27 protein-coding genes are annotated in these 25,710 nt (G+C 34.1%); 7 read left to right on the top strand and 20 right to left on the bottom strand.

What is annotated here, in order from left to right:
* Positions 1-168 precede the first annotated feature (168 nt).
* The gene (locus tag NYE52_RS03170; RefSeq protein WP_341191737.1) at positions 169-549 is read right to left on the bottom strand and encodes a DnaJ family domain-containing protein; all 381 of its coding nucleotides are present in this window, start codon (positions 547-549) and stop codon (positions 169-171) included.
* Between the two features lie 114 nt (positions 550-663).
* Between NYE52_RS03170 and NYE52_RS03165 the strand changes: the two genes are divergently transcribed.
* Together NYE52_RS03165 and NYE52_RS03160 are read left to right on the top strand one after the other, a co-directional pair.
* The gene (locus NYE52_RS03165) at positions 664-822 is read left to right on the top strand and encodes a hypothetical protein (RefSeq protein WP_312099024.1); all 159 of its coding nucleotides are present in this window, start codon (positions 664-666) and stop codon (positions 820-822) included.
* 230 nt (positions 823-1,052) lie between these two features.
* Positions 1,053-3,134 carry a DNA topoisomerase III gene (locus NYE52_RS03160; protein ID WP_341191736.1) on the top strand — a complete coding sequence of 694 codons (2,082 nt, stop codon included), beginning with the start codon at positions 1,053-1,055 and terminating at the stop codon, positions 3,132-3,134.
* Positions 3,135-3,419: 285 nt separating this feature from the next.
* On the opposite strand, the gene pgmB is transcribed toward NYE52_RS03160, so the two are convergent.
* Positions 3,420-4,085, bottom strand: a complete 666-nt coding sequence (gene pgmB / locus NYE52_RS03155) for a beta-phosphoglucomutase (RefSeq protein WP_341191735.1) — start codon at positions 4,083-4,085, stop codon at positions 3,420-3,422.
* Positions 4,086-4,298: 213 nt separating this feature from the next.
* On the opposite strand from pgmB, the gene NYE52_RS03150 reads away from it, so the two are divergent.
* Complete coding sequence (locus NYE52_RS03150) at positions 4,299-5,531, top strand: aminopeptidase (protein WP_341191734.1); 1,233 nt, start codon at positions 4,299-4,301, stop codon at positions 5,529-5,531.
* A gap of 97 nt (positions 5,532-5,628) precedes the next feature.
* Here the strand turns inward: NYE52_RS03150 and NYE52_RS03145 are convergent, their stop codons facing one another.
* Positions 5,629-6,747: a hypothetical protein gene (locus NYE52_RS03145; RefSeq protein ID WP_341191733.1), complete on the bottom strand. Its 1,119-nt coding sequence runs from the start codon at positions 6,745-6,747 to the stop codon at positions 5,629-5,631.
* 414 nt (positions 6,748-7,161) lie between these two features.
* Between NYE52_RS03145 and NYE52_RS03140 the strand changes: the two genes are divergently transcribed.
* The 3 genes from NYE52_RS03140 to NYE52_RS03130 all read left to right on the top strand — a co-directional run bounded on the left by NYE52_RS03140 (position 7,162) and on the right by NYE52_RS03130 (position 8,658).
* Positions 7,162-7,434 carry an acylphosphatase gene (locus tag NYE52_RS03140; protein ID WP_341191732.1) on the top strand — a complete coding sequence of 91 codons (273 nt, stop codon included), beginning with the start codon at positions 7,162-7,164 and terminating at the stop codon, positions 7,432-7,434.
* A gap of 136 nt (positions 7,435-7,570) precedes the next feature.
* Complete coding sequence (gene mscL / locus NYE52_RS03135; RefSeq protein ID WP_341191731.1) at positions 7,571-7,951, top strand: large conductance mechanosensitive channel protein MscL; 381 nt, start codon at positions 7,571-7,573, stop codon at positions 7,949-7,951.
* 68 nt (positions 7,952-8,019) lie between these two features.
* Entirely contained in the window at positions 8,020-8,658 is a 639-nt protein-coding gene (locus NYE52_RS03130; protein ID WP_341191730.1) for a Bax inhibitor-1/YccA family protein, read from the top strand.
* A 68-nt stretch (positions 8,659-8,726) separates the two neighbouring features.
* On the opposite strand, the gene NYE52_RS03125 is transcribed toward NYE52_RS03130, so the two are convergent.
* The 3 genes from NYE52_RS03125 to NYE52_RS03115 form a co-directional block, all read right to left on the bottom strand.
* A complete protein-coding gene (locus NYE52_RS03125; RefSeq protein ID WP_341191729.1) occupies positions 8,727-9,011 on the bottom strand; it encodes a hypothetical protein in 285 nt (94 codons plus the stop codon).
* A gap of 287 nt (positions 9,012-9,298) precedes the next feature.
* Positions 9,299-9,805 carry an acyl-CoA thioesterase gene (locus tag NYE52_RS03120; RefSeq protein ID WP_341191728.1) on the bottom strand — a complete coding sequence of 169 codons (507 nt, stop codon included), beginning with the start codon at positions 9,803-9,805 and terminating at the stop codon, positions 9,299-9,301.
* 108 nt (positions 9,806-9,913) lie between these two features.
* Positions 9,914-10,846 carry a magnesium transporter CorA family protein gene (locus NYE52_RS03115; protein ID WP_341191727.1) on the bottom strand — a complete coding sequence of 311 codons (933 nt, stop codon included), beginning with the start codon at positions 10,844-10,846 and terminating at the stop codon, positions 9,914-9,916.
* A gap of 125 nt (positions 10,847-10,971) precedes the next feature.
* On the opposite strand from NYE52_RS03115, the gene NYE52_RS03110 reads away from it, so the two are divergent.
* Positions 10,972-11,229 carry a hypothetical protein gene (locus NYE52_RS03110; RefSeq protein ID WP_341191726.1) on the top strand — a complete coding sequence of 86 codons (258 nt, stop codon included), beginning with the start codon at positions 10,972-10,974 and terminating at the stop codon, positions 11,227-11,229.
* 101 nt (positions 11,230-11,330) lie between these two features.
* Here the strand turns inward: NYE52_RS03110 and NYE52_RS03105 are convergent, their stop codons facing one another.
* The 14 genes from NYE52_RS03105 to NYE52_RS03040 form a co-directional block, all read right to left on the bottom strand.
* Positions 11,331-11,888: an RNA polymerase sigma factor gene (locus NYE52_RS03105; protein WP_341191725.1), complete on the bottom strand. Its 558-nt coding sequence runs from the start codon at positions 11,886-11,888 to the stop codon at positions 11,331-11,333.
* An 88-nt stretch (positions 11,889-11,976) separates the two neighbouring features.
* Entirely contained in the window at positions 11,977-13,302 is a 1,326-nt protein-coding gene (locus tag NYE52_RS03100) for a polysaccharide biosynthesis protein (RefSeq protein WP_341191724.1), read from the bottom strand.
* A gap of 201 nt (positions 13,303-13,503) precedes the next feature.
* Positions 13,504-14,136 carry a response regulator gene (locus NYE52_RS03095; RefSeq protein WP_341191723.1) on the bottom strand — a complete coding sequence of 211 codons (633 nt, stop codon included), beginning with the start codon at positions 14,134-14,136 and terminating at the stop codon, positions 13,504-13,506.
* On the bottom strand, positions 14,111-15,175 hold the full coding sequence (locus tag NYE52_RS03090; protein ID WP_341191722.1) for a sensor histidine kinase: 1,065 nt from the start codon (positions 15,173-15,175) through the stop codon (positions 14,111-14,113). Before NYE52_RS03090 ends, NYE52_RS03095 begins: the two co-directional genes overlap by 26 nt.
* Positions 15,172-15,906: a cell wall-active antibiotics response protein LiaF gene (gene liaF, locus NYE52_RS03085; RefSeq protein WP_341191721.1), complete on the bottom strand. Its 735-nt coding sequence runs from the start codon at positions 15,904-15,906 to the stop codon at positions 15,172-15,174. The genes NYE52_RS03090 and liaF overlap by 4 nt, the downstream gene beginning before the upstream one ends.
* A 290-nt stretch (positions 15,907-16,196) precedes the next feature.
* Positions 16,197-16,847, bottom strand: a complete 651-nt coding sequence (locus NYE52_RS03080; RefSeq protein ID WP_341191720.1) for a PspA/IM30 family protein — start codon at positions 16,845-16,847, stop codon at positions 16,197-16,199.
* 19 nt (positions 16,848-16,866) lie between these two features.
* Complete coding sequence (locus NYE52_RS03075; RefSeq protein WP_341191719.1) at positions 16,867-17,217, bottom strand: lmo0954 family membrane protein; 351 nt, start codon at positions 17,215-17,217, stop codon at positions 16,867-16,869.
* Between the two features lie 312 nt (positions 17,218-17,529).
* Complete coding sequence (locus NYE52_RS03070; RefSeq protein WP_341191718.1) at positions 17,530-18,726, bottom strand: Ger(x)C family spore germination protein; 1,197 nt, start codon at positions 18,724-18,726, stop codon at positions 17,530-17,532.
* Complete coding sequence (locus NYE52_RS03065) at positions 18,723-20,315, bottom strand: spore germination protein (protein WP_341191717.1); 1,593 nt, start codon at positions 20,313-20,315, stop codon at positions 18,723-18,725. The genes NYE52_RS03070 and NYE52_RS03065 overlap by 4 nt, the downstream gene beginning before the upstream one ends.
* Positions 20,312-21,430 carry a GerAB/ArcD/ProY family transporter gene (locus tag NYE52_RS03060; RefSeq protein ID WP_341191716.1) on the bottom strand — a complete coding sequence of 373 codons (1,119 nt, stop codon included), beginning with the start codon at positions 21,428-21,430 and terminating at the stop codon, positions 20,312-20,314. Before NYE52_RS03060 ends, NYE52_RS03065 begins: the two co-directional genes overlap by 4 nt.
* Before the next feature lie 125 nt (positions 21,431-21,555).
* On the bottom strand, positions 21,556-22,692 hold the full coding sequence (locus NYE52_RS03055; RefSeq protein ID WP_341191715.1) for a GerAB/ArcD/ProY family transporter: 1,137 nt from the start codon (positions 22,690-22,692) through the stop codon (positions 21,556-21,558).
* A 326-nt stretch (positions 22,693-23,018) separates the two neighbouring features.
* Positions 23,019-23,243 carry a hypothetical protein gene (locus NYE52_RS03050; protein WP_341191714.1) on the bottom strand — a complete coding sequence of 75 codons (225 nt, stop codon included), beginning with the start codon at positions 23,241-23,243 and terminating at the stop codon, positions 23,019-23,021.
* A 206-nt stretch (positions 23,244-23,449) separates the two neighbouring features.
* Positions 23,450-24,601 carry a DEAD/DEAH box helicase gene (locus tag NYE52_RS03045; RefSeq protein WP_341191713.1) on the bottom strand — a complete coding sequence of 384 codons (1,152 nt, stop codon included), beginning with the start codon at positions 24,599-24,601 and terminating at the stop codon, positions 23,450-23,452.
* A 221-nt stretch (positions 24,602-24,822) separates the two neighbouring features.
* Positions 24,823-25,521 carry a GTP pyrophosphokinase gene (locus NYE52_RS03040; RefSeq protein ID WP_445669134.1) on the bottom strand — a complete coding sequence of 233 codons (699 nt, stop codon included), beginning with the start codon at positions 25,519-25,521 and terminating at the stop codon, positions 24,823-24,825.
* Positions 25,522-25,710 lie beyond the last annotated feature (189 nt).

Genomic DNA, 25,710 nt, shown 5'->3' with positions numbered 1-25,710 from the left:
TTTTATGAGAATAGTCCTGCTTTTTTCAAAAAAAAAGGGTGATATGATCATCACCTTCAGTTACTAAGTCTATCTTATAAGGAGATAAAAATCGAATAATTCACTTATGATCCTAAAATCTGAGATATGAGCCAAAAAACTACATATGAGCCAAAAACTTTAAAAAGCTTACTTAGGAAATAGTCGATCCTCTATTTTCTCCTGATAATTAGAAAAATGCTTGGAATGGCTAGTTCCTGTGCGCTCTCTAATCATTTTATTAAATCTCCATAATTTTTCATTATATTTCTTTTGTAAATCCGCCTTCTCTTCTTCCGTCTCACAAGAACGGATTAAATCTTCCATTGACAATAACTCCTGCCTAATTTTATCTTCTTCTAAAGTATATCCAGCATTTTTTAATACTCGGTACGCCATTCGCAATTCTTCTGGTACGGAAGCTAAGCTATCTTTTGGAAGTGGCTTACCGAACCCAGGAAGATTGTTAAATTCCCCATTTTGATAGGCTTTTTTAATTTTATCCTCTGAAGCAAGAAACGAAAAATCCATTTGCGAACCCTCCTGTTTTGTTAGCTTATTTCCATTATATATTTTCCTCTTCCCTTTCGTATAGGATAGACCATTTTTATTAAAAATAGAAAGGAAAGAAAGGGGTGTTATCATTTGGCACGTGGAGAGCATTTTAATCATAAGAAGAAACACCATCCAGGACCGCTTCCAAAAGACTCAAGAAAGCATACACATACAGAGGATGCTCCTGGGGATGAAGAATTTATCGTAACACAAGAAGCATTTAAGAACCGAATCGAAGAAGAAGAGTAAATCAAAGAAATAGACGGCGTTCCATTAGAATGGACGCCGTTCCTCTTATTGCCCAAAAGTCAACATAACATAGCCCTTCCCCTCATTAACACAATATCCTATTACCAGCCTCATCTCATGTTATACTAGATGGTATCGTATTATTCTCAAAAGGCTTGCCTTAAATTGAATAAATAGAAATCAACCAACTTTATTCGAAAAACAAAAATTTTCTGTTAGAAGGTGTTTACATGAAATCTCTTGTGTTATGTGAAAAACCAAGTGTTGCTAGAGAAATAGCAAGAGTGCTTGGTTGCAATAAATCAAATAAAAGCTATTTAGAATCAGATAAATACATTGTTACATGGGCTTTAGGTCACTTAATTGAATTGAAAATGCCAGAGCACTATGATCCTAAATTTAAAAATTGGAATCTAGATGATTTGCCAATAATTCCACAGAAAATGGAATTAAAGGTAATGAAACAAACAAGTCATCAATACAAAGCAATTGAACAATTAGCAAAAAGAAAAGATATTAAAGAATGCATTATCGCAACCGATGCAGGACGAGAAGGAGAATTAGTTGCACGATGGATATTAGACAAAATCCGTTTTAACAAACCAACTAAACGTTTATGGATATCCTCTCAGACTGACCGGGCAATTAAAGATGGATTTAAACAGTTAAAACCTGGGAAAGAATTTGATCGTTTATATGAATCCGCCGTATGTAGAGCCCAAGCCGATTGGTTAATTGGATTAAATGTTTCTAGAGCCTTAACGACCAAGTTCAATGATCCCTTATCAGCTGGACGTGTGCAAACGCCAACCCTCTCCATGGTTTTAGAAAGAGAGAAAGAAATTCAAGCCTTTGTTCCGAAAGAATATTGGACTATCACGGCAAATGTAGACTCTTTACAAGCTAAATTTGAAAAGGATCGTGAAAGAAGAATTTTTTCAAAAGAAAAAGCAGAAGCAATTGTCACGAAGTGCAAAGGGAATCCAGCAATTGTCGAATCCCTTACCGTAAAAGAAAAAACAGAACACCAGCCTTTGCCTTACGATTTAACTGAGCTGCAGAGAGATGCCAATAGACGGTTCGGCTTTTCTGCTAAAAAGACGTTAAATGTACTTCAAAAGCTATATGAGCAACATAAACTTGTCACCTATCCAAGAACGGACTCCCGTTACTTAACGACAGATATGAAGGATACTATGCTCGACCGATTAGAAAGTATTTCTGGAGCATTTAAAGAAGAAGTTCAACCTGTATTACGCAACAAAGGAAAAGTAGAAGCAAACAATGTATTTAATAACAATAAAGTTTCCGATCACCATGCGATTATTCCAACGGAGCAGCCAGTCTTTTTAAATCGGTTAGATAATGATGAAGTAAAGATTTATGATTTAATCGTAAAAAGATTTTTGACGCTATTTTATCCAAAATATAAGTATGAAACAATTTCTACTACATTAAACATCAGTGGAGAAACATTTGTTGCGCAAGAAATGAATGTATTAGATTTAGGCTTTAAAGCTTTAGATGACCGTAAAGCAGATTCCTCCAAAAGCATACAGCTTCAAAAAGGAAAACAATTGAAAGTTCAATCGGTCAGTATGGAACAAAAATTCACAGAAGCTCCATCACGCTTTACAGAGGCTGATATTCTAGGAAAAATGGAGAAGTTTGGACTTGGAACACCAGCTACACGTGCAGAAATTATCGAAAGGCTACTCTCCTCTGAAGTGTTAGAAAGACAAAATGGCAAATTACATTCTACCTCCAAAGGAAAACAGCTTATCAATCTCGTTAATGATGATTTAACTACTCCTGATTTAACGGCGAAGTGGGAACAGGAATTAGAGGATATTGCCAAAGGAAAAGCAAATGCTAAACAGTTTATGGAGCAAATCAAAGATCAAACCAAACGATTTGTTAGTGAAATTAAACATAGTGAAAAATCATATAAAATGCAAAATTTAACAGGATCCAAATGTCCAGAATGTGGGTCTTTCTTAAAGGAAAAAAATACGAAAAACGGCAAAATCCTTGTATGCTCTAGTTTGGAATGTTCCTTCAGTAAAAGAAAGGATCCAAAGCTATCCAACAAACGCTGTCCACAATGTCATAAAAAAATGGAAATTCATAACGGTGTGGCAGGAACCTATTTCCAATGCAAAAACTGTAATGTTGTGGAAAAAGCGACAGATCGTAAAAAAACGATAAATAAAAGAGAAGAACGAAAACTAGTTCAAAAATACAGCAAAGACGAAAGCTTTGGAAACAGTCTTGGTGATCTGCTAAAAGCTGCTATGAAGAAAGACGAATAGGTAATGCTATAAGACTGGGACAAAAATGTTTCCGCTGGAAGTTATAGCCAAACAATTACACGAAAGTATGATTGTTTGGCTTTTTAATTAGCTTTTAAGAAGGCGTTTGTAGCTATTACCCACAGCTTGAATGATATGCTCTCCTATGGAAAAAATAGCGTTCACGTAGCGAGTGAAAACCATTTTGGATTTGAAGCATAAGCAATATGGCGTTCACCAAGCATATAAAAACCATTTGGATAATTATTCGCCTTTATAGATCATCTATTTATGTCCCCCAACCTCTTATCTCTTATTAAATCTCTCCAATAAAGTATCAGCCTTTAATTCCAAAGTAGAGGAAACTCGCCAATCTGCTTTTTCAAAAACTTCCCCTTCCCCAATTCCAACTGAAAACATAGGTGTCTGCAATATCCCGCTCAAGCCTGCTTGTCCATCCTCCATTGCAGCACAATTAATATAATCAATCCCTAAGCAATCCGCAGCTGTTAAAAAAATCTCTGGATCTGGTTTTCCCTTTTTTAAAGAATGGGGATCTACAATGCATTCAAACCAATCTCTAATTCCAAAACGCTCCAAAAGAAAAGGAGCATTGGAACTAGAGGAAGCAATTCCAAATTTAATACCTTCATCCTTCAATTCTTTCAGAAACGCGTACATTCCTGGCAACATATTTTCAACAGTAAATTCACTAATCATGTCTTTATAGTAATCACTTTTCCGATTACCTAACATTTCTTTTTCTAAGTCTGTAAATACGTTATTTGTTCTTGCCACTAAATCATCTATAAGAACCTTTCTTGGAACCCCCTGATACCTTAAATTATCCTCTCTAGTAAAGGGGGCACCAATTTCCATCGCCATTTTTTTCGTTGCTTCATAATACAATGGAACTGTATCTGCTATAACCCCATCGAAATCAAAGATGGCTCCTTGTAATTTGTTAGACATATAATCCTCCTCGAATAAACATCACATCTATTCTAACAAAAATTACAACTTAATTGTCATGCTCCGCTTAATACGATTAATTATTCTCCTAATGTTACGATGAATCAGTTTATTTCTTTTTCTAAAAAAGCTACAATAGAAACAGCATCCATTCCACCCTTGGGATTCATGCTCATACATAGAGCTTAGAGCTTATAGAAAAGGAGAATGAAAATGAGTACATTTCAAGAAAATCTGCAGAAATATGCAGAACTTGCAGTAAAAGTCGGTGTTAACATTCAAAAAGGACAAACATTAGTTATCAATACATCCATAGAAGCTGCTGAATTTGTTCGTTTAGTAGTGAAAGAAGCATACCAAATTGGCGCAAAAAATGTTGTAGTCAATTGGGGAGATGATACCGTTACTCGAACTAAATATGAATTGGCACCTGATGAAGCATTCACTGAATATCCTGAATGGAGAGCAAAAGAGACTATCGCACTTGCAGAAGAAGGAGCAGCGTTCATGTCTGTTGTATCTTCAAGCCCAGACCTTTTAAAAGGGATTGCTTCTGAAAGAATCAGTAATTTCCAAAAAGCTTCAGGTACTGCTTTAAGTCAATTCCGAAAATATGTACAGTCCGATAAAGTAAGCTGGACAGTAATTGCTGTTCCTTCAAAAGCTTGGGCAAACCTTGTTTTCCCTGAAGCACCTGAAGAAAGCAGAGTCGAGTTACTTTGGGATGCTATTTTTAAAGCAATAAGAGTTGATCAAGAAAATCCAATCCAAGCTTGGAAAGAGCATGATGAAACACTTCATACAAAAGTGGATTATTTAAATGAGAAAGCATACAAAAAGCTTCATTACACAGCACCTGGTACTGATTTAACAATCGAACTTCCAGAAGGACATCTATGGTGTGGAGCAGGCTCTATTAATGAAAAAGGGTTAGAATTCATGGCAAATATGCCGACTGAAGAGGTTTTCACTGTTCCTCATAAAACAGGTGTAAATGGAACGGTTTCAAGCACAAAACCATTAAGCTATGGTGGAAATATTATTAATAACTTCTCTATTACTTTCAAAGATGGACGTATCACCGAAGTGAAAGCAGAAGAAGGAGAAGAAATTCTTCGTCAATTAGTAGAAACAGATGAAGGTTCTCATTACCTTGGAGAAGTTGCTTTAGTACCACATCGTTCTCCAATTTCACAATCAAATATTCTTTACTACAATACTTTATTTGATGAAAATGCTTCAAACCACTTAGCAATCGGTAGTGCCTATGCATTTTGTATCGAAGGTGGAAAAAAGATGTCTAGTGAGGAACTAGCAGAAAAAGGACTAAACGACAGTATAACACATGTTGATTTTATGATCGGTTCAGACAAAATGAACATTGATGGTATCGCTGCAGATGGTACAGTAGAAGCAGTATTCCGTAATGGTGACTGGGCTTTTTAAACACCTGATTCCTAGCGCAATAAAGGATGACTTATGGAATGTTTACGATTAAACATTTCATAAGTCATCCTTCTTTTTTTGCTACAACAAGAAAATCCTATTTCATCAATCTAATCGATTTAATCCTTTGAGATAAATCTAATTGGATAATTAGTTTATAGTTCCCTGCTGTATAAGTTGCTACATATCCATCCTCTTTTTTAACATAATCCTCAGGCTTCCCAATTGTATCTTGAATAGACTGTACCGATTCTTTTAATCGAATTCCTGGGATAGAAATGGAGGTAACAAGTTCCGTACTCTTATCAAAGTAATAAGTCACCTCAGGAAAATCTAATTGACTATATTTCTGATTATAATCCTCAATCGTATAATTCGAGTTGAGTTTCTTTATCTCTTTTATATTTGTACCAATCGGATATTGGGCACCTATTAACATTCCTTGTTCTGCTAAATTCATTAAACTGGACGTAACGCTTAAATTTTTATATGGATAATAAAACTCTTCCTTATCCAGCCAATTTTGAATAAGCTCCTTATTATCCACTGACGTTGCATCCACTTTTAGTAATTTTCCAGATTCCTGTTCGAGCATCCACGTATCAAATTCCATTATTTCTTCATCTTTTTTTCTTAATGTTTGAATATAGTTTTGCTGAATATTTTTGATATTCTTACTGTATAGACGCATGCCATAATCTTTTAACGAAACTAGTTTCTCTCCATGGATTGTATAAAAATATGCCATTACTTCATTTGCTTCTTTCCCTTGAAAAACGGCAGCAATATTTTGCTGATTAACAAGAAATGTACCAGTATTTTTTTGGGACAAGTTAAAAGTCATCGGATTTGGCAATTCAAGCTCTTGTTTCACTACCTCATTTCCATACGCTTCAGTCCATAAATAAAAGGCAAAGTCTCCAGTTACAATCGTATCATCTTTTTTTCCAAGCTCATTATCTTCAAGCTGCTGATACTTTCTTTCCCCTTCACCTACAATAAATACTTGATATTCCCTCTCTTTAACTTTCATATTTATTTCAAAATAAGCATTTTCCTCTACCCATTGTAAATCCTTCTTTATCACTACATGTTTTTTCTCAATTTCATTCTTCTGTTTATCTGTTAGATAGGAATTCACCATGGAAGCCACTAAAATTCCTGCAATTATAATTACTCCGACCCATAGTAGCCAGATATATTTATTTCTTTTCATTATATTTCTCCTATTTTTCAAACACATCTATTCTCCTCTAGTGGAAGAATAAATATTTCGATTACGGTTATTTTGTTGCCCTGTTCATCCAAAAAGGACACTCTCACCATAAGTAATTTTATTTAAGACTCTCCAAAAATAGTACCAAAAATTTTTTCAGAGCCTGATACATACTTATTAATAGTACCAAATTGCTCTTCAATCTACAAATCTAGCTTTTTCCAACAATAATCTTTTGTTTCTCCAAGAGTATTTTATACGCACCCTTTGGACCATTTTCTTCTGTCCTTATCTATACCTAATGACCCAACTTGCGACAATAAGATCGAATATGAGATGATTGATAGAAAAAGAAAAACACATTAACTATATAATTTATCAGTACTGATAAATTATATAAACAGGAGGTAAGAAATGAAGCAAATTCATCTTATTATTAGCGGAAGGGTTCAAGGAGTTGGTTTTCGATACTTCGTGCAAACATTAGCTATAGAAAACCATGTTACCGGTTGGGTTCGTAATAAAACAGATGGTACTGTTGAATGTATTGCCGTCGCTTCATCTGATACACTACATACTTTTGTCGAAAAAATAAAGAAGGGAAATCGCTTTGCAAAAGTAAACCATATCGAAATAACTGAAAGTGAGCCGAAAGAACCATTTTCAAATTTCAGAGTAATGTACTAGCTAGAAGGGTTTTCTTTATCCTTTTCAAGCCATTTTTATTAAAACCCGATGCTTGAAATTAAATATGTTTCATGTAAGAATAATTATATTTTAATAACCAATAATGGAAATAAAAGATTTATTTTGGGAGGATAATATGTGGAAAGAATTTAGAGCTTTTGCAATAAAAGGAAACGTAATAGATTTAGCAGTTGGTGTAGTAATCGGCACAGCATTTAGCAAAATTGTCAGTTCACTCGTTCAGGATTTGATAATGCCCCTCTTCGCCTATTTTGTGGTCGGAGTAGATTTTTCCTCCTGGTCTTATGCAAGTATTAAATATGGGAATTTCATACAAACCATTGTGGATTTCTTCATCATTTCTTTTTCTATTTTTCTAGTAGTTCGGTTAATTAGTAAATTCAAGAAAAAGGAAGAAGTCAAAGAAGAAGCTGTAACGGTAGATACTAAAGAGGAATTATTAAAAGAAATCCGCGATTTATTAAAAGCAGAAGCTGTTCGAGAAAAAAATAATTAATTGAAACTTTCTAGAGGTTATTTTCGTAGTATCTTATAAATCATAACTCAATACTGGAGTGAAGAAAAATGTATGCATATAGTCCAAGCAATGAATATATGCCCTCTGTTTTAAGAACTTTTGCCCTTTCTCTTGGGATAGCTTTTATCGGCACGATGATTGGTAATTTCGTCCCTTCCTATTTATTCTTGCCATTGTCTATTTTAGAAGTTGTTCTTTTATTAATTGCTATTTTTGCGAGAAAAGGAAAATCCTTATCCTATGGATTCTTATTTACCTTTACGTTTATTTCAGGGATTACCACATTTCCAATCGTATCTTATTATGTATCAACTGTCGGAGGAAATGTGGTCATCAATGCATTAGGAACTACAACCGTTGTGTTTGCTGGTGTCGCTATTTATGCTACAAAAACGAAGCGAGACTTCTCTTTCTTAAGAGGTATGTTACTTGCTTCCTTAATCGCTTTAATTACTATCGGGATTTTTAATATTTTTTGGCCATTAGCAACAGGTGGTATGCTCGCATATTCCTTCATCGGTGTGCTTGTATTCAGTGGATATGTTCTATATGATTTTAATCGAATGAAGCATTATGGCGTAACAGCAGATCAAGTGCCTTTAATGGCTTTAAATTTGTATCTTGATTTCTTAAATTTATTTATAAGCATCTTACGTATATTCGGTATACTGTCTTCGAGAGATTAAAAAGGTTTGAGTAAAGAGGTCCATAACCTCCTTGCTCAAACCTTTTTTGCTAAAGAAACAGCTGCACTTTATTGATAGTCCGCCAAACGACTTTTGATTAGTTGAATCATTTCCTCTGGATTATCTTTTACAACAAAAGAGAATACTCCTCTATTTGTATGCAAATAAAGCATTTTATATCTATTTGGTGATGGTTTAAAAGAAATGTCATGTATCGCATTTAAATGAAATGTATGCTCTTCACTTGTAACTCTATCACTCCATAAAATGAGACTTTTTTCTTCTTCTTCGATTTGCATATGTAAGTCAATCTTTCTTGTAACCACAAAATAGGAAAGGGAAAGTATTTTCATTTTTACCTCCTAGCATCTATCCCTTCTAGTAATGAGGATAATATATGGGCAAGGAAAAACTGAAATCTATCCCCCTGCAAAAATTAGACAATCTTATTAGACAAGATATCGGAAATTCCCATCATTTCCTGGAAAATAATTTGCTATTTCGACAGCATCTAATATCGATTTTTTTCCTTTTGGGGAATCTTTCATCATCAAGCATTATCGCTTCGACAACTTCTTCCACTATTGTTTAGCTAATTATCCGATCTTTCCATTTGGAGAAAATGACATTTCTCTATCGCTTATATTAAATTTCTATATTTCTTAGCAAGCTCTTCTGTTTCTTTCTTCCGCTTCTTTCTTAATTCTGCTCGTTCCTTCGCTGATTCATATAAACCCTTTTCTTCTTCTGTCTGTGGGATAACTTTGGGAACTTTTGTCGGTTTTCCATGCTCATCAATAGCAACCATCGTTAGAAAACTAAGTGCACATAAATGACGTTCTCCGGAAATTAAATCCTCTGCCGTTACTTTTACAAAAACCTCCATAGACGAAGTTCCAGTATAAGTGACAAATGCTTCTAAGCAAACAGCATTCCCTTCATGAATCGGATGCAAAAAATCGACAGAATCAGTCGAAGCCGTTACAATGCCTCTTCTTGCGTGACGCATAGCTGAGATAGCTGCCGTATCATCAATATAGGCCATTAACTTGCCTCCAAATAATGTCCCATACGTATTTGTGTCAGTTGGAAAAACAATGCTTGTTTTCACCACTAATGACTCACTACAAAATTTAGACTCTTCCATATATCCTCCTTAAATAACCTGTGGGAGCTTTATTAACTATAATGAACCTATCTACCCTCATTATTATATGCAATTTGTAATGGAGAGTCTAATTTTGATTGAAAAGAGCTAGCGAAAAAAAGAATTTTTCTTACGTGCTTTTAGTAAATCTCCCATCCATCCTCTTGACTTAAGGTAGAAGAATACCGCTATAGTAGACCCAACAATAACCAATAAAGAAAAAAGATACCCTAGCTTCCATTCTAATTCTGGCATTATTTTAAAGTTCATTCCCCATAATGCCCCCCAAGCCATAATCGGTGTGCATAATGTAGTAAACACCGTAAGAGTTTTCATAATTTCATTCCCTCTATGCTGCGAAACGACTTCTTCAAAATCAACCAGATTATTTAATTCTTTCTGGTATTCTTCTACCAAAGTTAATCCTCTTTCTATTCTTTTACTAATACGAGCATATTCTTTCCCCTTTGTAATTCCATTGCCAAAGGCTTCCTCTAAAGAGTATCTGATTTCTAGAAATGGAATCATGACATTCTTCCAGATAAGAAGTTCATGTCTAGATTGATATACTTTATCTAAGGTCTTTATACTATTTCTTTGTTTAACATCCCAAATCAATTCATCTAACTGTTGTTCATAAGAATCAATATGGTACAAAATCTCTGTCATTATTTTCCCAAGAATAACCATAAATCCTTCAATTGGTGTTTGTGCTCGCTTTATTTCTTGAATAAGGTTATTTCGATCGATATGTAAACTTTTATCTTTGTAATCGTAGGTAATTAACGTATCATTTGATAAATAAAAATGAAAAATTTCATATTCTTCTTTTTTATCTATCTCCCGATGATAGATAAGGGAGCCACTTAAAGTTTCTTGATCTTCTACAGAGGTATCAATATGAAGATAGTTATTTCGTTTATCTTTAATCTCGCGAAACCAAGAATTTATTATCGGACCTTTTTCAAAAGAAACATTCTCAATATCCGGTTCTTCCAACAGCTGATACCAATCCCAGTTCTCTAAATGGTATTTTTTCACTTGAATCCCCCTAACTAGCTTTTCTATTATTATTCCCTGAACAGAGTTTGTAAAACTTAAAATGGGGTAAATAAAGAATAGAATGAAACTAGAAGGACTAGAAAAAAATTAGGAGGGATTCTCTCATGTTTGGAAAAAATTCAATGCGTACCTTTGCAATCATCGGGGCAGGAGTGGGAAGCTTTTTCCTTTTTACACATAAAGGAAAAGACATGCTTAATCGCTTTAAAAACAAATTCAATTCTACGCAAAAAGAAGATTTACTTTCTAAAGCAGGAAATCCAGCTCCAGATGATATAGGTGACAACAATATGGTAAATGAAGGTGCTATGTATTCTGTGCATTACTATAACAAGCAGCGAAATAAACTAGCAGAAACTTAAGTCCATTTCTATCAGATGGGTTAATCTTTCGACTATTATGGAATACTAAAATCGGATAATTGGGGGAGGATTTCCCTCCCTCCATTGATTCAAAATTTATTTTATAAATAAGCAATTTTTTTATTCATGACCTTTGGCTTCAATTGATCCTTCGCTCGTTTCATTCTTGTTTTCACTGTGGATAACGGTGTTTTTGTATGATTACTAATCTCCACTAATGTTTGATTATGATAATAGAATAGGAGTAAAGGCTCTTTATACATATTAGGTAGTTCTTCTAATGTATCAATCATTTCTTCCTTCTCCCATTTGTTCATTAATGTTTCCTCTGGTTCCAGTTCAACAGAAGTGTCTCTCGCATATGTATAAACAGACTCTTCCCAAAATTTCTTCGATTTTTTTTCTTTTCTCCAATAATCTCTACATTTATTAAGCGCAATTTTATATAACCAGCTTTTCACTTTCTGAACATCCTCGAAGTATCCAAATGATGTATATGCAGAAATTAATACTTCCTGATACAAATCCTCTGCTAATTCTTTATGTTTAACAAGAGATAGTATATAAATATAAATTGATTTCCCATATTCTTTCACTACTTGTTCAAATAAATCCTCTTGATTTCCCGCTATATTTGTTTTATCTAATAGGGATTCCATTTTCTTTCTCTTTCCCCTTCCCTTTTTTACGATTCTACTTAATTAACGTTTCGCAATATGCGAATCCCTACACTTTTTTCAAAATTTTTTAAGGCAGTTTATTTATTGGTGTCAGCCATATGGAAATCCCAATTTTTTTGCATATCGTTAAATAATGTAACGACGCTAAAATAACTGCTCCCAAATTCATCCCAATCGCAATTCCACTCATTTGAAGCTGACTTAAAGACCCTAGATAATATATCGCAGCATAGGAAAAGGAAGTGGCCCAAATACTATGAAAAACCGCATCCTTTAACAACCCTAATCCAATTAAGTATGCTTGCATTGGAATCGTAAAGTAATGAAGTAAAAAATATGGCCATAGAAGCTGTACAATTATCGCTGCCTGAGTGGAATGAAAAAAGGTCATTGTTAATGTATCCGCATAAAAATAAAATATCCCAACAGCTATTGTTCCGTAGATTGCTGTTATAATCATGACCTGTTGTAATAGTTTCTGCAGCTTTGTATAGTCTCTTTGAACATATGCTTTTGAAACGGTCGGTATCAGCATTGTCATAAAGCTATGGGAAATGAAGGCTGGAAAAAATCCAATCGTCATCGCTATCCCAGCAAGCATTCCATACTGCTCCGTTGCGTTCGCTGCCGTAATACCTGATGCAACTAACGCTCCCTTAATTAAAAAAGGCTGGATTGCATGAGTCAAAGCGTGAAAGATTCGTAGACCGGTAGTCGGAATAGAAACGGATAATAAATCTTTCCAAATGACCTTTCCATTCATGGTTTCATTTTTCCCTTTTTTAATCCGTTGAAATTGTACGAAAAACATATGCATTAAGTATAGTAATACGACTGTATCACTTCCGACAATTGTAAAAAAAGCAATTAATACAGAGGTATTTAAGTCAAAGGAAAACCACTGAAATAAAAAGACTAATAACCCGAGCTGAATGATTTTTTTCAAAAAATTAGAAGCTGCAATTTTCCCCATCTGCTGTTTTCCCATAAAATATCCTCTTGCAATAGAGGTGAAGGAAATAATCGGCAGTAGGAGAATAACTAGCCACTTTAAGAATGGATGATAGGAATTGAAAATAGGAATAAAAGGTATGATGATAGATGCGATGATTGTTAGAAAAATAGTAAATATAATGGTCCACTTAAGCACTTGCTGAAGCATAGACAAATGGTACTTCGAATCTTTCTCTGCAATAAATTTTGAAATAGATGTTGGTAACTCAAAGGTAGCCAGTAGAACGATGAGAAAAATAGTAGGCAGCACTGTCATGAATAGGCCTAGTCCATGTTCTCCAAGTTCCCTTGCCATTACCATATTAATGATGAATTCAATACATTCGCCAAAAAACGCTGTAACAATTAATAAGAAGGTCCCTTTGTAAAATGAACTCATGAATCTCTCCCTCAATCTATCTTCCACAAACATAATTAGTAAAAGATGTGTGTTTATTTTTCTCTTCTTTATCATCATATGAGACAAGTTCGAAAAATATTTTCCTAGATTGACTTTTTCTTTAATAGAAGAGAGAGAAATGTATTAATCAAACGTTTGATTAAGGGATTTATTCGCGTTGTATCAAAGGGTTTGCCATGCTTATTCTACAAGAGAATGCTTAAAGGCATAAATAACTGCCTGGGTTCGATCCTGAACTTGTAGTTTACTTAGTATATTACTAACATGTGTTTTTACCGTTTTTAAAGCAATAAATAATTGGTCGGCAATTTCCTGGTTGCTTTTTCCCTCTGCCATCAATAGAAGAATCTCCATTTCTCGTGCGGTTAATTCTTCATGTAGCGGTGCCACTTTCTTTTCCCGCATCTTTGTCATCATTTTATCGGTTACTTCTGGTTCCAAAACAATTTGACCTTGAAATGTTTCACGGACGGCTCTCGCAATTTCGCTTGCCTTCGATGTTTTTAACATATAGCTTGTAGCACCAGCCTGTAAAGCAGGATAGACTTTCTCATCATCAAGAAAACTAGTGACAATAATGATCTTTGCATCCTCCCATGCTTCTACTATTTGTCTCGTTGCTTCTATTCCATCCATTTCTTCCATTACTAAATCCATTAAAATGACATCTGGTTTTAACTCGAGTGCAAGCTCTACTGCTCTGCTACCATTTTCCGCTTCTCCCACCACTTCAATATCTGTTTGAGCAGATAAATATGAGGAAACGCCAATACGTACCATTTCATGATCATCCACCAGTAATACTCTTATCATTTATATCCTCCTTCCTTTCCAACATCGGAACCTTTACTTCCAAGCGTGTACCTTTATTTTCTAAACTAATTAGCTTTAACACTCCGCCAATTTCCGCAGCCCTTTCATGCATGTTTTGAAGTCCATAAGAGCCCGCCTTTCTTTTCTCCACATTAAAGCCAACACCATCATCTATTATGCGCAAAATAACAAATGCTTCTCTTTGAATGAGCTGAACCTCTAACAAATTAGCCTTTGCATGTCTTAATGTATTAGAAACAGATTCTTGAAGAATTCGAAAAAGATGATCTTCTATTCCTTTATCCAAGTCAATATCTTCTAATTTCCATTCTATTTCCAACGTCACCTTCTGCTGCAGCTCATTTAATAATTCAATAATTCCTGTTTTTAACGATTTCCCTTTTAATGCAGCTGGTCGTAAATGAAGCAATAAAGCTCTCATTTCTAATTGAGACTGTTGAATCGTTTCCTCCACTAACTGAAGCTGCCTTGATTCCTGATCATTTGTCTTCGGTCTTGTTTCATTAATAGCTGATAATAGCATGGATGCCGCGAATAATTGCTGGCTAACCGAATCATGCAGCTCTCTTGCTAACCTATTTCTTTCTGCAATAATGATACTTTGAACCTTTACTTCTTGATCTTCTGCTTTCTCATTGACAAGCTTTTGAGAAAGCTTCGTTTGTTCTACTAATTGATTCTGCAATTGAATCATTTTATAGCTTAATGCTTGTAATTCCTCTGTTGAGCCAATTGGCTCAACAGGACGATACTCCATTTTATCCATTGTATATAATACTTGTTCCATGGAACGAATTTGTTTTTTCCAGGAAAAACCGGATAAATAACCAATTAGAATACCTAAAGAAATATCGACACTTGCTAAAAATAAAACAAACGGGACATCCATTACTTCTTTTTCCCACAAATCGCTCCAGTTTTCTGGAGGAAAAGCGACTAAATAGCAAATAGAAAAGAATACAAGTAAAAGAAGGGATGTGCATACTCCCCATAAGATTTGTCTCGTAATAATACTCATATTCTTTTCACCTCTAAGCTACCAGCAATAAAGGAAGTAAATATTTTTACTCTTGTCTCTGCATGATCAAAATGAGCAGTCCGTATACTTACGTTTTGATTCCATACATTCTCTTCTACTTCGCCAAATATTTGATAAGAACCGAATAAAATAGAGTGATTGATGCTAATTTCCATATCATAAGGAATATATAGCTTTACATCTCCTACAATATTTTTAATCATGATAACCGTTTCTCCTTCTGGCAAAACGGTATAGCTAAGATCAACCATAGTATTCGTAATTCCACATTGAATATTAATATCATTCCATTCATAAACATGATCTGGCGTAATATTGCGATTATAGAATGAATTAGTAAATAAGGCCTTTTTCTTTAATATTGGCTCTTCCGTAGGCGCTTCAGTCTCTTTATCTTTAATAATTGGTTTAATTACATCCGTAGTGTTCTTTTTTTGGAATAATTGAAAAAGATAATAGGCAAGAATCGTTAATAAAACTATTTTTACGGTAACCATATTTAGAATACTAACGATTAAAAGCAGTAAACCGACCCAGAAAAGGATTTTTCCGATTCCACCTTGTAATGATTTCTTTGCTATATACATCATGCCAATCGAAACAAGAAGGGAAAAGATTAGTCCTGGATTAAAGACAAAGAGTTCTAATAATAAAAACCCTCCAACCACATACACCCAATTTGCATATTGACCTTTTAGTTGTTTAAACATTGGCTATTCTCTCCCTTCTTTGTTTTATTTTGGTGAAAATTTGATTGATTCTCCCCACAAAAAATAACTGGCTAATACTAAATCATTAAATTAAGACAGACTAAAAATGACAGTATACGTGAATGAGTAGGTTGCTTTCCGCTCCAATCAACCGTTTTACAACCTGGTTACCTACATAATTTATTAAAAACAATCTTTGAAATTTTTATTTAATTCTTTCTTTTTTGTCTATATCAAAAATAAAAAGGGCTGGCTTTTGTAGCTCCAGCCTCTTTTAGGATACCATTTTTTTATAAAGAAATGGAGTCATCTTCTTTTTTTAGCATATCTTTCTCTAAAGCTGCTAATTTTTCATCCATTGTTTGTTTATAGTATTCTGTATTTATCTTTTTCTCTAGTTTTTCAATATATTCTTCCATTTCAGTAAAGCGTGCTTGATTTGTTGGGTTTGCTTGTTTTTCTTCTAATACTTTATTCATCGTATGGTTTGCTTTTGTTGTATTTTCCTTTGCCATTAGCTCCATTTGACGTATCTTCATGTCTTTTAATTTATGCTTCATATCCATATATTTAGTTTCGATTTCATGCAATTGCTGCTCAGTATTTTTCAACGACTCATTTAAGCGTACTACTCTTTCTTCATAATGAGCTTGTTCTTGCTGAGCGAAGGAATAAAGCTCTTCTTCTCCTGCTTTACTAGCAACCTCCGCCTGTCTTTTTCTCTTTTCTGCCATCTCTTCTGCTTGATGTAGTTCTTTTACGAACTCTTCTTTTAATTTATATTGTCTTTCCACTAATTTTTTTACTTTATCTGTCTCTTTTTCACATTCTCTTACATATTGATTTAAAAGAGCAAGTGGATTTTTTTCTTCCTTCTTATCTAATAAATTATTTATATCAGCCAATACAGTATTTTTCATTCTTTCTAATAAATTCGTCACGCTAATTCCTCTCCTTACCTTATTTATTTAGTTCTGACCACTGCTTTTCAAAATTTTGAAAAGGGTCATCAGATGATTTTTTTGTAATAATAGATTGTTTGTTGTTATTCCATTTTTTATAAACAAGATACAATATATAAGCGGCTACCAATCCAATGATTGCTGGAAGGTTACTTGCAGTAATGATAAGCATAATGACTCCAGCTATCCCCCACCCTATTCTGCCAGCTGTACTCGTCGCCTTTACAAATTGCCTAAAGGCGAAATAAAGAATGGCTGCACTAATAACTAACCCTAGTAGTGGACCTATCTGTGATAAAAGGATAATAGAAGCTGCTGCTCCAATAAAAAACAAACCAAATTTTTTCATTTTATGTTTCGCTCCTTTCTTATCTACTATGTTACCTTTATCGTGTTTTTTTCATAACATGCCTTAGCTTGATTTTCCTCTACAACTTTAGTCTTAGAAACGGCTAATCCTAAAAAGTCGCAGGTTGGGACAAAATTAAATAGCCGATTTGTAAAGACGAACAATCTCTAATTTAGCTCTTAAATAAAGAATGCTTTTTCATAAGAAGCCGCCTTTTATAAACGATTAAAAACCCGAAGAATCACATATCATATGATTTTTCGGGTTTGTCTATGATTCGAATACCTATGTCTCAACCTTTTAGTCTATTTATTATTTTTCCGTTTCTGTTAAGAAGCTTTTAGAACGGATTCCAGACCTTCTAAGAACAAAGTCTATATCTACTTTTACATCTGCTTTTGCAAATTCTTCATCCCACTTATCTTTTACCTTCATAAAGGAATGAAAATCCTGTCTTCTCATTGTTTCTCCGAATCCAAAGATATCTGATTGGTATTGTCGTTGAACTTTCGTAATAGTATCCATTATTTTTTTTGAAAAAGTTTTATTTATTAGCTGTTCATATTTTGCAATCGTACCTAGCTCTGCCACACTTTTATAACATTGTGTCCCTTCAATAAATCCTTCAGCTTTTATTTTCACACGAATAGAAGGCTTATCGTTCTTCCACTTAGATGTTACTTCTGTTTGTGACTCTGTTACACGAATAGCGCTATAGTCTCCTTGTTTGCATTCAATAGATAAAGAAGTTGTCTTTAACTTATTTCTTACCCATAAATAGTTCCTCGCATCCTCTAAACTAAGAAAACCTACCAACCTACCTTCTTTAAAAATTGCCAGCGAATCTACCGCTACAATCGCATCAGGAGTTACCTTCTTAATATTCTCCATGCTCATTCCTTTTTCTACATCTCCCTTTAACCGTACAGTAGCAAGCACTGGTTCTTTTCCTTCCAAATTTAGTTCGGAGATAAAATTGATTATGTTCATTCCTGGGTCCCCTCCCCAGTCCTCCAACAAATGATCCAATTGTGGAGATAGCTTTAAAGAAGATGCCTTTCTATAATGGGCAGTCACTTTTAGAATATCTTCTGCTTTTCCATTTTTAGCTATAATAATGTTAAAATCATCTCTTACCTCTCTATTTCTTTCTAAAAAGTCAATAAAGTCAAGTGTCCCTGCGCTTGCTAATTCTTCACTGATAACTAACACTTTCATATGAGAAAAGATTAGAAACTGTGCGTAATACTCATTAAAAAGATGGGTAATTTCAGAAATGGAATCACCCTCAATCCCTTCCACAACGGTAGGGGCATTTCCAGCAGCAGTTTGGGTATTTAATTCCGCAGCATTCAACGCCTCTACCGTCACTTTATATTTTCCATCTTCCCCTTTATCTATCGCCATCCCTGCTACTAATTTAATTTCTGATAATTCTTTTCTATCCCAACACCCCGTTAATAGAAATAAGCAGCTTAATATACATAGAAAGACACCGATTCTTTTCACTTTTTCTTCCCACTTTCATGTTTAGGGGGAGACGGAGATCCTTGAGGCTTTTGCCTATTCTTTATATTTGGACTTAAATAGGATGGTCTCTTACTAATCGACCATAGTGGGAAGCGGACAAATACATCCTTTTGATCTTCAATGATAAATGGAGCAACTGGCGCTAAATATGGAACCCCAAAGGAACGAAGTGAACTTAAATGGGCAACCATGAATACAAGCACTAAAAGAACTCCATATAAACCTAATATAGATGCAACAATGATAAGTACAAATCGTATAAGTCTAGATGCGTTTGCGAAATTATAATTTGGAAAAACGAAATTGGCAATTGCAGTAATCGCAACGATAATAACCATAATATTCGAAATGATTCCTGCTTCAGCCGCTGCCTGTCCGATAACTAATGCACCTACTATAGAAACCGTTTGACCAACAGCCCGCGGCATTCTTACCCCTGCCTCTCTTAAAATTTCAAACGTAATTTCCATAATAAATACCTCCACAACAGCTGGAAAAGGCACATCCTCCCGTTGAGCGATAACACTTAATAATAAAGTAGTGGGTAAAAGCTCTGGATGAAAGGTTAAAACCCCTACATAAGCGGAAGGCATGATTAGACCAATCATAAACGATAAATATCGGATCATTCGAACAAAGCTACTCATAAAATAGTTTTGATAGTTATCCTCTGGGGAAGTAAAAAAATCAGTAAGAACGGCTGGAACAATTAATACAAATGGTGACCCATCAATAATAATGACAATCTTTGCATCCATTAAATAGGTTGCAACCGCATCCGGACGTTCTGTATTCATTGCGAGTGGAAAAACAGTCATACTCTTATCAACAATTAGTTCCTCCACATTCGCAGACTCAAACACAGCAGAAATATCAATCTTATTTAATCTTGATCGCACTTCTTCTACTATTTTTTCATTTGCTATTGAATACATATAACCCATGTAAACATTTGTACGAGTTTCGTTCCCAAGCATAAACTTCTCAAAACGTAAGTGATGATTTCTTATTCTTTTTCTTATTAAGTTAATATTTGTCGTGGCATCCTCTACAAAAGAGTCCTTTGGTCCTCTTACGACGGTCTGTGTAGTCGGCTCGGCTACCGCCCTGCCTTCACTGTTTAAATAATTTAAACTAAGTGCTTCCCCAACACCTCTGAAAACAATCACGATACGCCCCTCCAAAAGGGAAGAAACTATATGATTAACTGTCTTCAATAATTTATATCCTGATACACCAAAGCTTCGCTTACTTAAATTATGTAAATCTTCTATTGTTTCTATCGCAATATCTTTATCCACTGCATTCTCTAACGTATTTCCTAGCATTTCTTTTAACATTTCCGTATTAACTACTGTTTCTAAATAGTAGATACAGCCTTCACTTTTCCCTACTTGAATGACATCAGATTGCAAATCAGCAGTATCCCCAAAGGTTGAACTAATTTTCTCCTTTAACCCTTCAAAAGTAAATTTATCTATACCTATCTCTTCCGCTTTGGTTGGAACAACATGGGAGGGTATTTCCTTTTTGCTATTGATAGACATTATTTTTTTAAAATAATTCATGCTTTTAGCCCCCTTTTCTCATTCCTTTGTTCCTTCCATTTTTTCACTAGCAATACAGCCACGATAAAAATAGGAAAGGCAAATTGAAGTGGAACATGTAGTAAGAATATATCTACATTAAGGCCTTCCACAATATGATCTGAAAAGTCCAATGAAATAAAGATAGAAAACATTGATACTATGAAAGAAACCGGCATGGCAAAATAACGATAAGGTAGCTTAAAAATATACTCAATTCCTTTTAATCCACCATATAAAAACACGGAACTTTTAATTAATATTCCTAACATCATAATAAACACAACTAATACGTCTATTCTTTCAAGAAACTCACCAATACTAACAAGCCTTGCAGCAATCAATAAGGGAAAGTTAGCACGTACTGCTGTATTTTCACCTAATGTAGCAATAATGAGAAAAACGGAAGATAATAAGATTAAGCTTGCTATAAAAACACTTATTAAGCATATCTTTCTACCCACTTTAAAATCCCCTATATGTGCCAAAATAACCGTGAATGCTATTAATTCTCCATAAGGAAAGGCAATAATAGAAGGAAAGGTAGACTTAATGATTGGCTTAAAACCGGTGCTCAAAATTGGCTGCACATTAGTAAGGTTTATTTTGTCTCCAGCGTATAATAAGATAAACAACAAAAATACAAATAAAAACATATAGGGGCTAAATATTTCTGCGGTTCTTCCTAATACCTCAATACCTAAATACAATATATAGCCTATTACTAGCATAAGGGTGAATATCGTGAATTCGATTGGCGTTGCAGGAAGAATGGCAGAAGTTATTAATTCCCCAAAGTCTCTAATAATTCTTGCAGCAATATAGATAAAATAGCTTAAATAGATAAGAGCCAGAAAAACAGCAATTTTTCGAGAAAAACAATATTCCATAATCTCATATATATTTTTCCCTGGGAGCAATGACATTAAATAAAGATAAAAACTCATAATAATTAAACCGACAAACATACCAATTAAGACAACTAGCCATGCATCTCTTTTGGCATCAATTCCAATGCCAACTACGATAGAACTTCCAAGAAGGAAATTGATTATCATCGTAAATATTTGCGTTAAAGATAGTTTTTCTGTCAACATAATTATTCAGCACCTTATTGGTTTTAATTTCTATCTTATTTTCAAGTCATCTAGTACGTTCATCTATATTGGAAACAAGCGTATTCCATAATCTTCATCTTTCTTTTTCTAATCAACAGCAACCTTTATGAACCGTGCTCGGAGGAATCTTTGTTCATCTTTTTCTTGGAGCCAGATTTTTGCCATTGTTTTATTAGCATAATAAACACCATAAGTGTTGGTAATCCAAATTGAAGAGGTAAATGTAATAGAAAGGGATTAGACTGTAGCCCTTCATTCATATGATCTGAATAATTTCGAGCAATCAATGTTGTAAAAACGCCTACAACGCAAGCCATCGGCATGGAAAAATATCGAAATGTCTGATTAAAAATATATTCTAAAGCTTTTAATCCTCCATAAATATAGATACAGCTTTTTACAAGTGTTCCTAGCATCATACTGAAAACAACAATAGCATCTATTCGTTGCAGGAAATTACTGATAGAAACTAGTCTGGCTGCACTTAACAATGGAAAATTGGAGCGTAAAGCGATATCATGCCCCAATGACAAAATAATCATCAACGACGTTACTAGTAGTAATAGACTTGATATAAGGACACTATAAATAATTATTTTTTTGCTGTATTTAGCATTTGAAACATTGCTCAATATGAGTGTTAAAATAAGCAATTGTCCATAGGGCCGAACAATTTCATAAGGAAAAATGCTGCTCCATAGAGGCTTGAATCCTTCCTTTAATATTGGTCGAATATTGGAAAAATCGATATTATTTCCAGCATACAAAAAAATAAATAACAGAATAATAAAGATAAACGCATACGGAGTAAAGATTTCTGCTGTTCTCGCAAGTACTTCCAATCCCATGTACAAAATATATCCCATCACCAGAACAAGCATTATAGTCGATACCTCAATTGGTGTTATAGGAAGTACAGTACTAGAAATCAACTCTCCAAAGTCTCTAATAATTCGACAGCTATAATAAAAAAAATAGATAGCATAAACAAGACTGAGACCTATCGCGATTGGACGCTTAAAACAATACTCAAACATCTCAAATAAGTTTTTCCCTGGAGCTAAAGAAGTCATAAAAATAAAAAAGTAAGTAATAATTACTCCTAATCCTAAAGCAATTAAAAGAACAATCCACGCATCCTCCTTCGCTTTTAAACCAAGGCCTATTACAATCGTACTCCCTATTTGGAAATTAAAAATTACCGCCGCCAATTGAGTTAACGAAATATTTTCTTTTAACATGCTGTTACACACTTCCTTTTAGAAAAGCGCAAGCGCCTTGGTTCAGATGTATACAAAAGAACAAACATGTTCTTTGGATAAGGTATACCTAGATTGAACAAAAGAGATTTATCTAAGTTAACAAAGCAGTTGTACCCTTTTTCTAAGAGTAAAAGCATACTAAAATCAATCGCTAATTTAAGTTGGCTACTATCTAGATAAAGTGATACTACAATCAGTCGTTATTCCATCTGCCTTAGTAATCGTTAGAAACATCGCTTAGACTTTTGCGGGAGTTTGTTCCTAGCTAATTCCTTTTAAGACGATAGAAATTCATCCTGGCGTTTTCAGCTTCCCCTTTTTTTATTTTTCCAAAGTCTAAAATCAACGATAATAGACCAAACAAATCCAAATATAGCGGTAAATACGATAGTTATTGCACCTGCACCGACTTCCGCTTCATAAATTTTTTTAAAACAACTCATGAATCCCTCATGAAACACAAATACATCTAATCCAATGGTCAAGATGCCCATAGATATAAATATTAAAAGATAAGCAAAAGTTACCATTTAATCCTTCCTTTAAGTTCTTTGTTTATTTATGGTATTATCTTGTGAAATTTCTCCATTTTTATGCCAATATTTTATTTTTATCTAAGGTATACTACTTCGTTCCTATTTCTCCCTAAGGGAAAGTATAATTTTTTCTTTTTCTATCTAAAAAAAAGCTGTCGTCTAACCTACTCTTTTCGGTTGACGACAGCTTTATTAATTTATTATTTTTTTGTTTTCATTTGATAATCTACGATGTTTCCATGATAAAAGTTTTTTCTCAATAATTTTAAATGTAACTTCTTGGCTAGTTGTTTCAGTTCTCTTTCTTCTCTTTCCGTAACTAAACTAACAACAACTCCCGATGCACCAAATCTCCCCGTTCTACCAGAACGATGGATATATTGTGTCTGATCTGTCGCTAAATCATAATGAACGACATGGGTGATATTTTGAATATCAAGCCCTCTTGCTGCCACATCAGTTGCTAGCAACATATTTCGCTTTCCACCTCGGAAATCATTTAACGACTTTTGGCGCTCCATTTTATTCAGATCAGAATGGAGAATACTCGTATGGATATTTTTATACGCTAATTTTTCATGTATAACACTTAAATTACCAATATCTTTTACAAAGACAAGAATTTTTGCATCTTCCAAACGAGAGATAGGTTCCAATAGCTTTACCTTATCTCGATACTCTGCTTGAAAATAAATATGCTCCACTTCTGCAGCATCAATCATCTTATCCTTTTTCACACGGATAATTTCTGCATCTTGAACAAGTTCCTTTGCAATAGCCTCTGTTTGTTTTGGCAAGGTTGCGGAAAATAAGACTACTTGTCTATCTTTTAAAGTGGCTTTAACAATTTGTCGTACAGATTCTAAATGCTCTGAAACCAGTAATTGATCCGCTTCATCTAGCACAACTGTTTTTACTTCATGCATTTTCAATTTCTTTTGTTTAATTAACTCTAATGCTCTTCCAGGTGTACAAATAACAAGATGAGGATGTTTTTTAAGCTTTTCCAATTGCCTTTTGACATTGGCTCCCCCAATAAAAGAAGCGGAACGAATACCACTACCCTCTCCCCATTTTTGTACTTCTGCTAAAATTTGCATGACAAGCTCTTGAGAAGAAGCAAGACAAATCGCCTGGATATTCTTTGATTCCGTATCCAATTTATTTAAAACGGGCAGTAAATAAGCTAATGTTTTTCCTGTTCCTGTAGGGGACTCAGCAATTACATCTTTCCCCTCTAATATAAGTGGGATGGATTGTTCCTGGATAGACGTTGCTTGTTTAAAATTCGCTTTCTCCCAGTTTTGTTGTATAAACGGTTTAAATGTATTCCAAAATTGCTGTTCTTTCATTTCGTTCTCCTTTTTAAGCAAAAGTTAGACGAATTGCATCTAACCTTAAAATATGTCTTCTTATTATAAATTATTTACGGAAAAATTGATATGAAACCTTCTTTATTAAGATAGGTTATATTTTTGATGGTGTTTGTGGGTGAGGTTAGTTATATCTGCTGACTTTGAATCATCTTCCATAAAAAAGGGAAGTTCATCCCTGAGGAAACTTCCCCTACTAATTATATTAACGTCTGATGCTTTCCTACCGTTTGAAAGATATCGACACGATCTTTAATCTTCTTCATTTTTACATCTAATTCATGTGCTGCATCTGCTGCTTCCTTTAGTTCATTCAGTAAATGGCCGGGAACATCTTTGTCAAATTTATAATAAATTTTATGTTCAAGACTTGCCCAAAAATCCATCGCTATCGTTCTTATTTGAATTTCAACACAAACTTCTTGCATTCCAGTGCTTAAAAAGACAGGAATACTAATAATTAAATGTAAGCTTTTGTAGCCATTTGGTTTTGGATTTTTTATATAATCCTTAACCTGCAGAACCTTAATATCATCTTGCTTTTCAATAATATTAAAAACTTCATAAATATCCGAAATAAAAGAACATGTAATACGGACACCAGCAATATCATGAATATATTTCTTTGCATTTTCAATCGTAATAGCATGCCCTTTTCGATGTAGCTTTTGCATGATTCCTCTTGGGTCCTTAATGCGAGATTTTATATGTTCAATCGGATTATGATTATGGATAAATTGAAATTCTTCATTTATAATTTTTAATTTTGTATTTATCTCATCTAAAGCAAAGTTGTATATGATTAAACTATTTTTCCATTCGTTCAGTTCATTTGATAATTCATGTAAATCAAAATGATTATCTTCCATATATGTTTTGAGTTGTTTTACACTTTCCATCAACTAGTATGTCTCCTTTGGATTCCTATAAACCTTTTCTGCGTCTACTCCGATACTCTTTAAAAATTCAATAATTTGGTCAATTGTTTTCATATTCAACATCCACCTTTATATACGTCGAGCTATTTTCGGGTGTTGACTCTCACCGAATCTATTTATATAGTAAACCAAAATGACCGGTCAGTCAAA

The organism is Niallia sp. FSL W8-0635 (assembly GCF_038007965.1).
GTDB lineage: Bacteria > Bacillota > Bacilli > Bacillales > Cytobacillaceae > Niallia.
The sequence above is the reverse complement of the archived record's forward strand: the minus strand, read 5'-3'. Positions and strand labels throughout refer to the sequence as shown.

Excerpts from the sequence above, each read along its gene's own strand:
- mscL (WP_341191731.1), top strand. The coding sequence starts at position 7,571 with ATGTGGAAAGAATTTAGAGCTTTTGCAATAAAAGGAAACGTAATAGAT.
- NYE52_RS03145 (WP_341191733.1), bottom strand. The coding sequence starts at position 6,747 with ATGAAAAGAAATAAATATATCTGGCTACTATGGGTCGGAGTAATTATA.
- pgmB (WP_341191735.1), bottom strand. The coding sequence starts at position 4,085 with ATGTCTAACAAATTACAAGGAGCCATCTTTGATTTCGATGGGGTTATA.
- NYE52_RS03090 (WP_341191722.1), bottom strand. The coding sequence starts at position 15,175 with ATGAGTATTATTACGAGACAAATCTTATGGGGAGTATGCACATCCCTT.
- NYE52_RS03170 (WP_341191737.1), bottom strand. The coding sequence starts at position 549 with ATGGATTTTTCGTTTCTTGCTTCAGAGGATAAAATTAAAAAAGCCTAT.
- NYE52_RS03120 (WP_341191728.1), bottom strand. The coding sequence starts at position 9,805 with ATGGAAGAGTCTAAATTTTGTAGTGAGTCATTAGTGGTGAAAACAAGC.
- NYE52_RS03075 (WP_341191719.1), bottom strand. The coding sequence starts at position 17,217 with ATGAAAAAATTTGGTTTGTTTTTTATTGGAGCAGCAGCTTCTATTATC.
- NYE52_RS03110 (WP_341191726.1), top strand. The coding sequence starts at position 10,972 with ATGTTTGGAAAAAATTCAATGCGTACCTTTGCAATCATCGGGGCAGGA.
- liaF (WP_341191721.1), bottom strand. The coding sequence starts at position 15,906 with ATGTTTAAACAACTAAAAGGTCAATATGCAAATTGGGTGTATGTGGTT.
- NYE52_RS03055 (WP_341191715.1), bottom strand. The coding sequence starts at position 22,692 with ATGTTAAAAGAAAATATTTCGTTAACTCAATTGGCGGCGGTAATTTTT.
- NYE52_RS03105 (WP_341191725.1), bottom strand. The coding sequence starts at position 11,888 with ATGGAATCCCTATTAGATAAAACAAATATAGCGGGAAATCAAGAGGAT.
- NYE52_RS03130 (WP_341191730.1), top strand. The coding sequence starts at position 8,020 with ATGTATGCATATAGTCCAAGCAATGAATATATGCCCTCTGTTTTAAGA.
- NYE52_RS03160 (WP_341191736.1), top strand. The coding sequence starts at position 1,053 with ATGAAATCTCTTGTGTTATGTGAAAAACCAAGTGTTGCTAGAGAAATA.
- NYE52_RS03125 (WP_341191729.1), bottom strand. The coding sequence starts at position 9,011 with ATGAAAATACTTTCCCTTTCCTATTTTGTGGTTACAAGAAAGATTGAC.
- NYE52_RS03060 (WP_341191716.1), bottom strand. The coding sequence starts at position 21,430 with ATGTTGACAGAAAAACTATCTTTAACGCAAATATTTACGATGATAATC.
- NYE52_RS03040 (WP_445669134.1), bottom strand. The coding sequence starts at position 25,521 with ATGGAAAGTGTAAAACAACTCAAAACATATATGGAAGATAATCATTTT.
- NYE52_RS03095 (WP_341191723.1), bottom strand. The coding sequence starts at position 14,136 with ATGATAAGAGTATTACTGGTGGATGATCATGAAATGGTACGTATTGGC.
- NYE52_RS03140 (WP_341191732.1), top strand. The coding sequence starts at position 7,162 with ATGAAGCAAATTCATCTTATTATTAGCGGAAGGGTTCAAGGAGTTGGT.
- NYE52_RS03050 (WP_341191714.1), bottom strand. The coding sequence starts at position 23,243 with ATGGTAACTTTTGCTTATCTTTTAATATTTATATCTATGGGCATCTTG.
- NYE52_RS03150 (WP_341191734.1), top strand. The coding sequence starts at position 4,299 with ATGAGTACATTTCAAGAAAATCTGCAGAAATATGCAGAACTTGCAGTA.
- NYE52_RS03100 (WP_341191724.1), bottom strand. The coding sequence starts at position 13,302 with ATGAGTTCATTTTACAAAGGGACCTTCTTATTAATTGTTACAGCGTTT.
- NYE52_RS03065 (WP_341191717.1), bottom strand. The coding sequence starts at position 20,315 with ATGAATTATTTTAAAAAAATAATGTCTATCAATAGCAAAAAGGAAATA.
- NYE52_RS03045 (WP_341191713.1), bottom strand. The coding sequence starts at position 24,601 with ATGAAAGAACAGCAATTTTGGAATACATTTAAACCGTTTATACAACAA.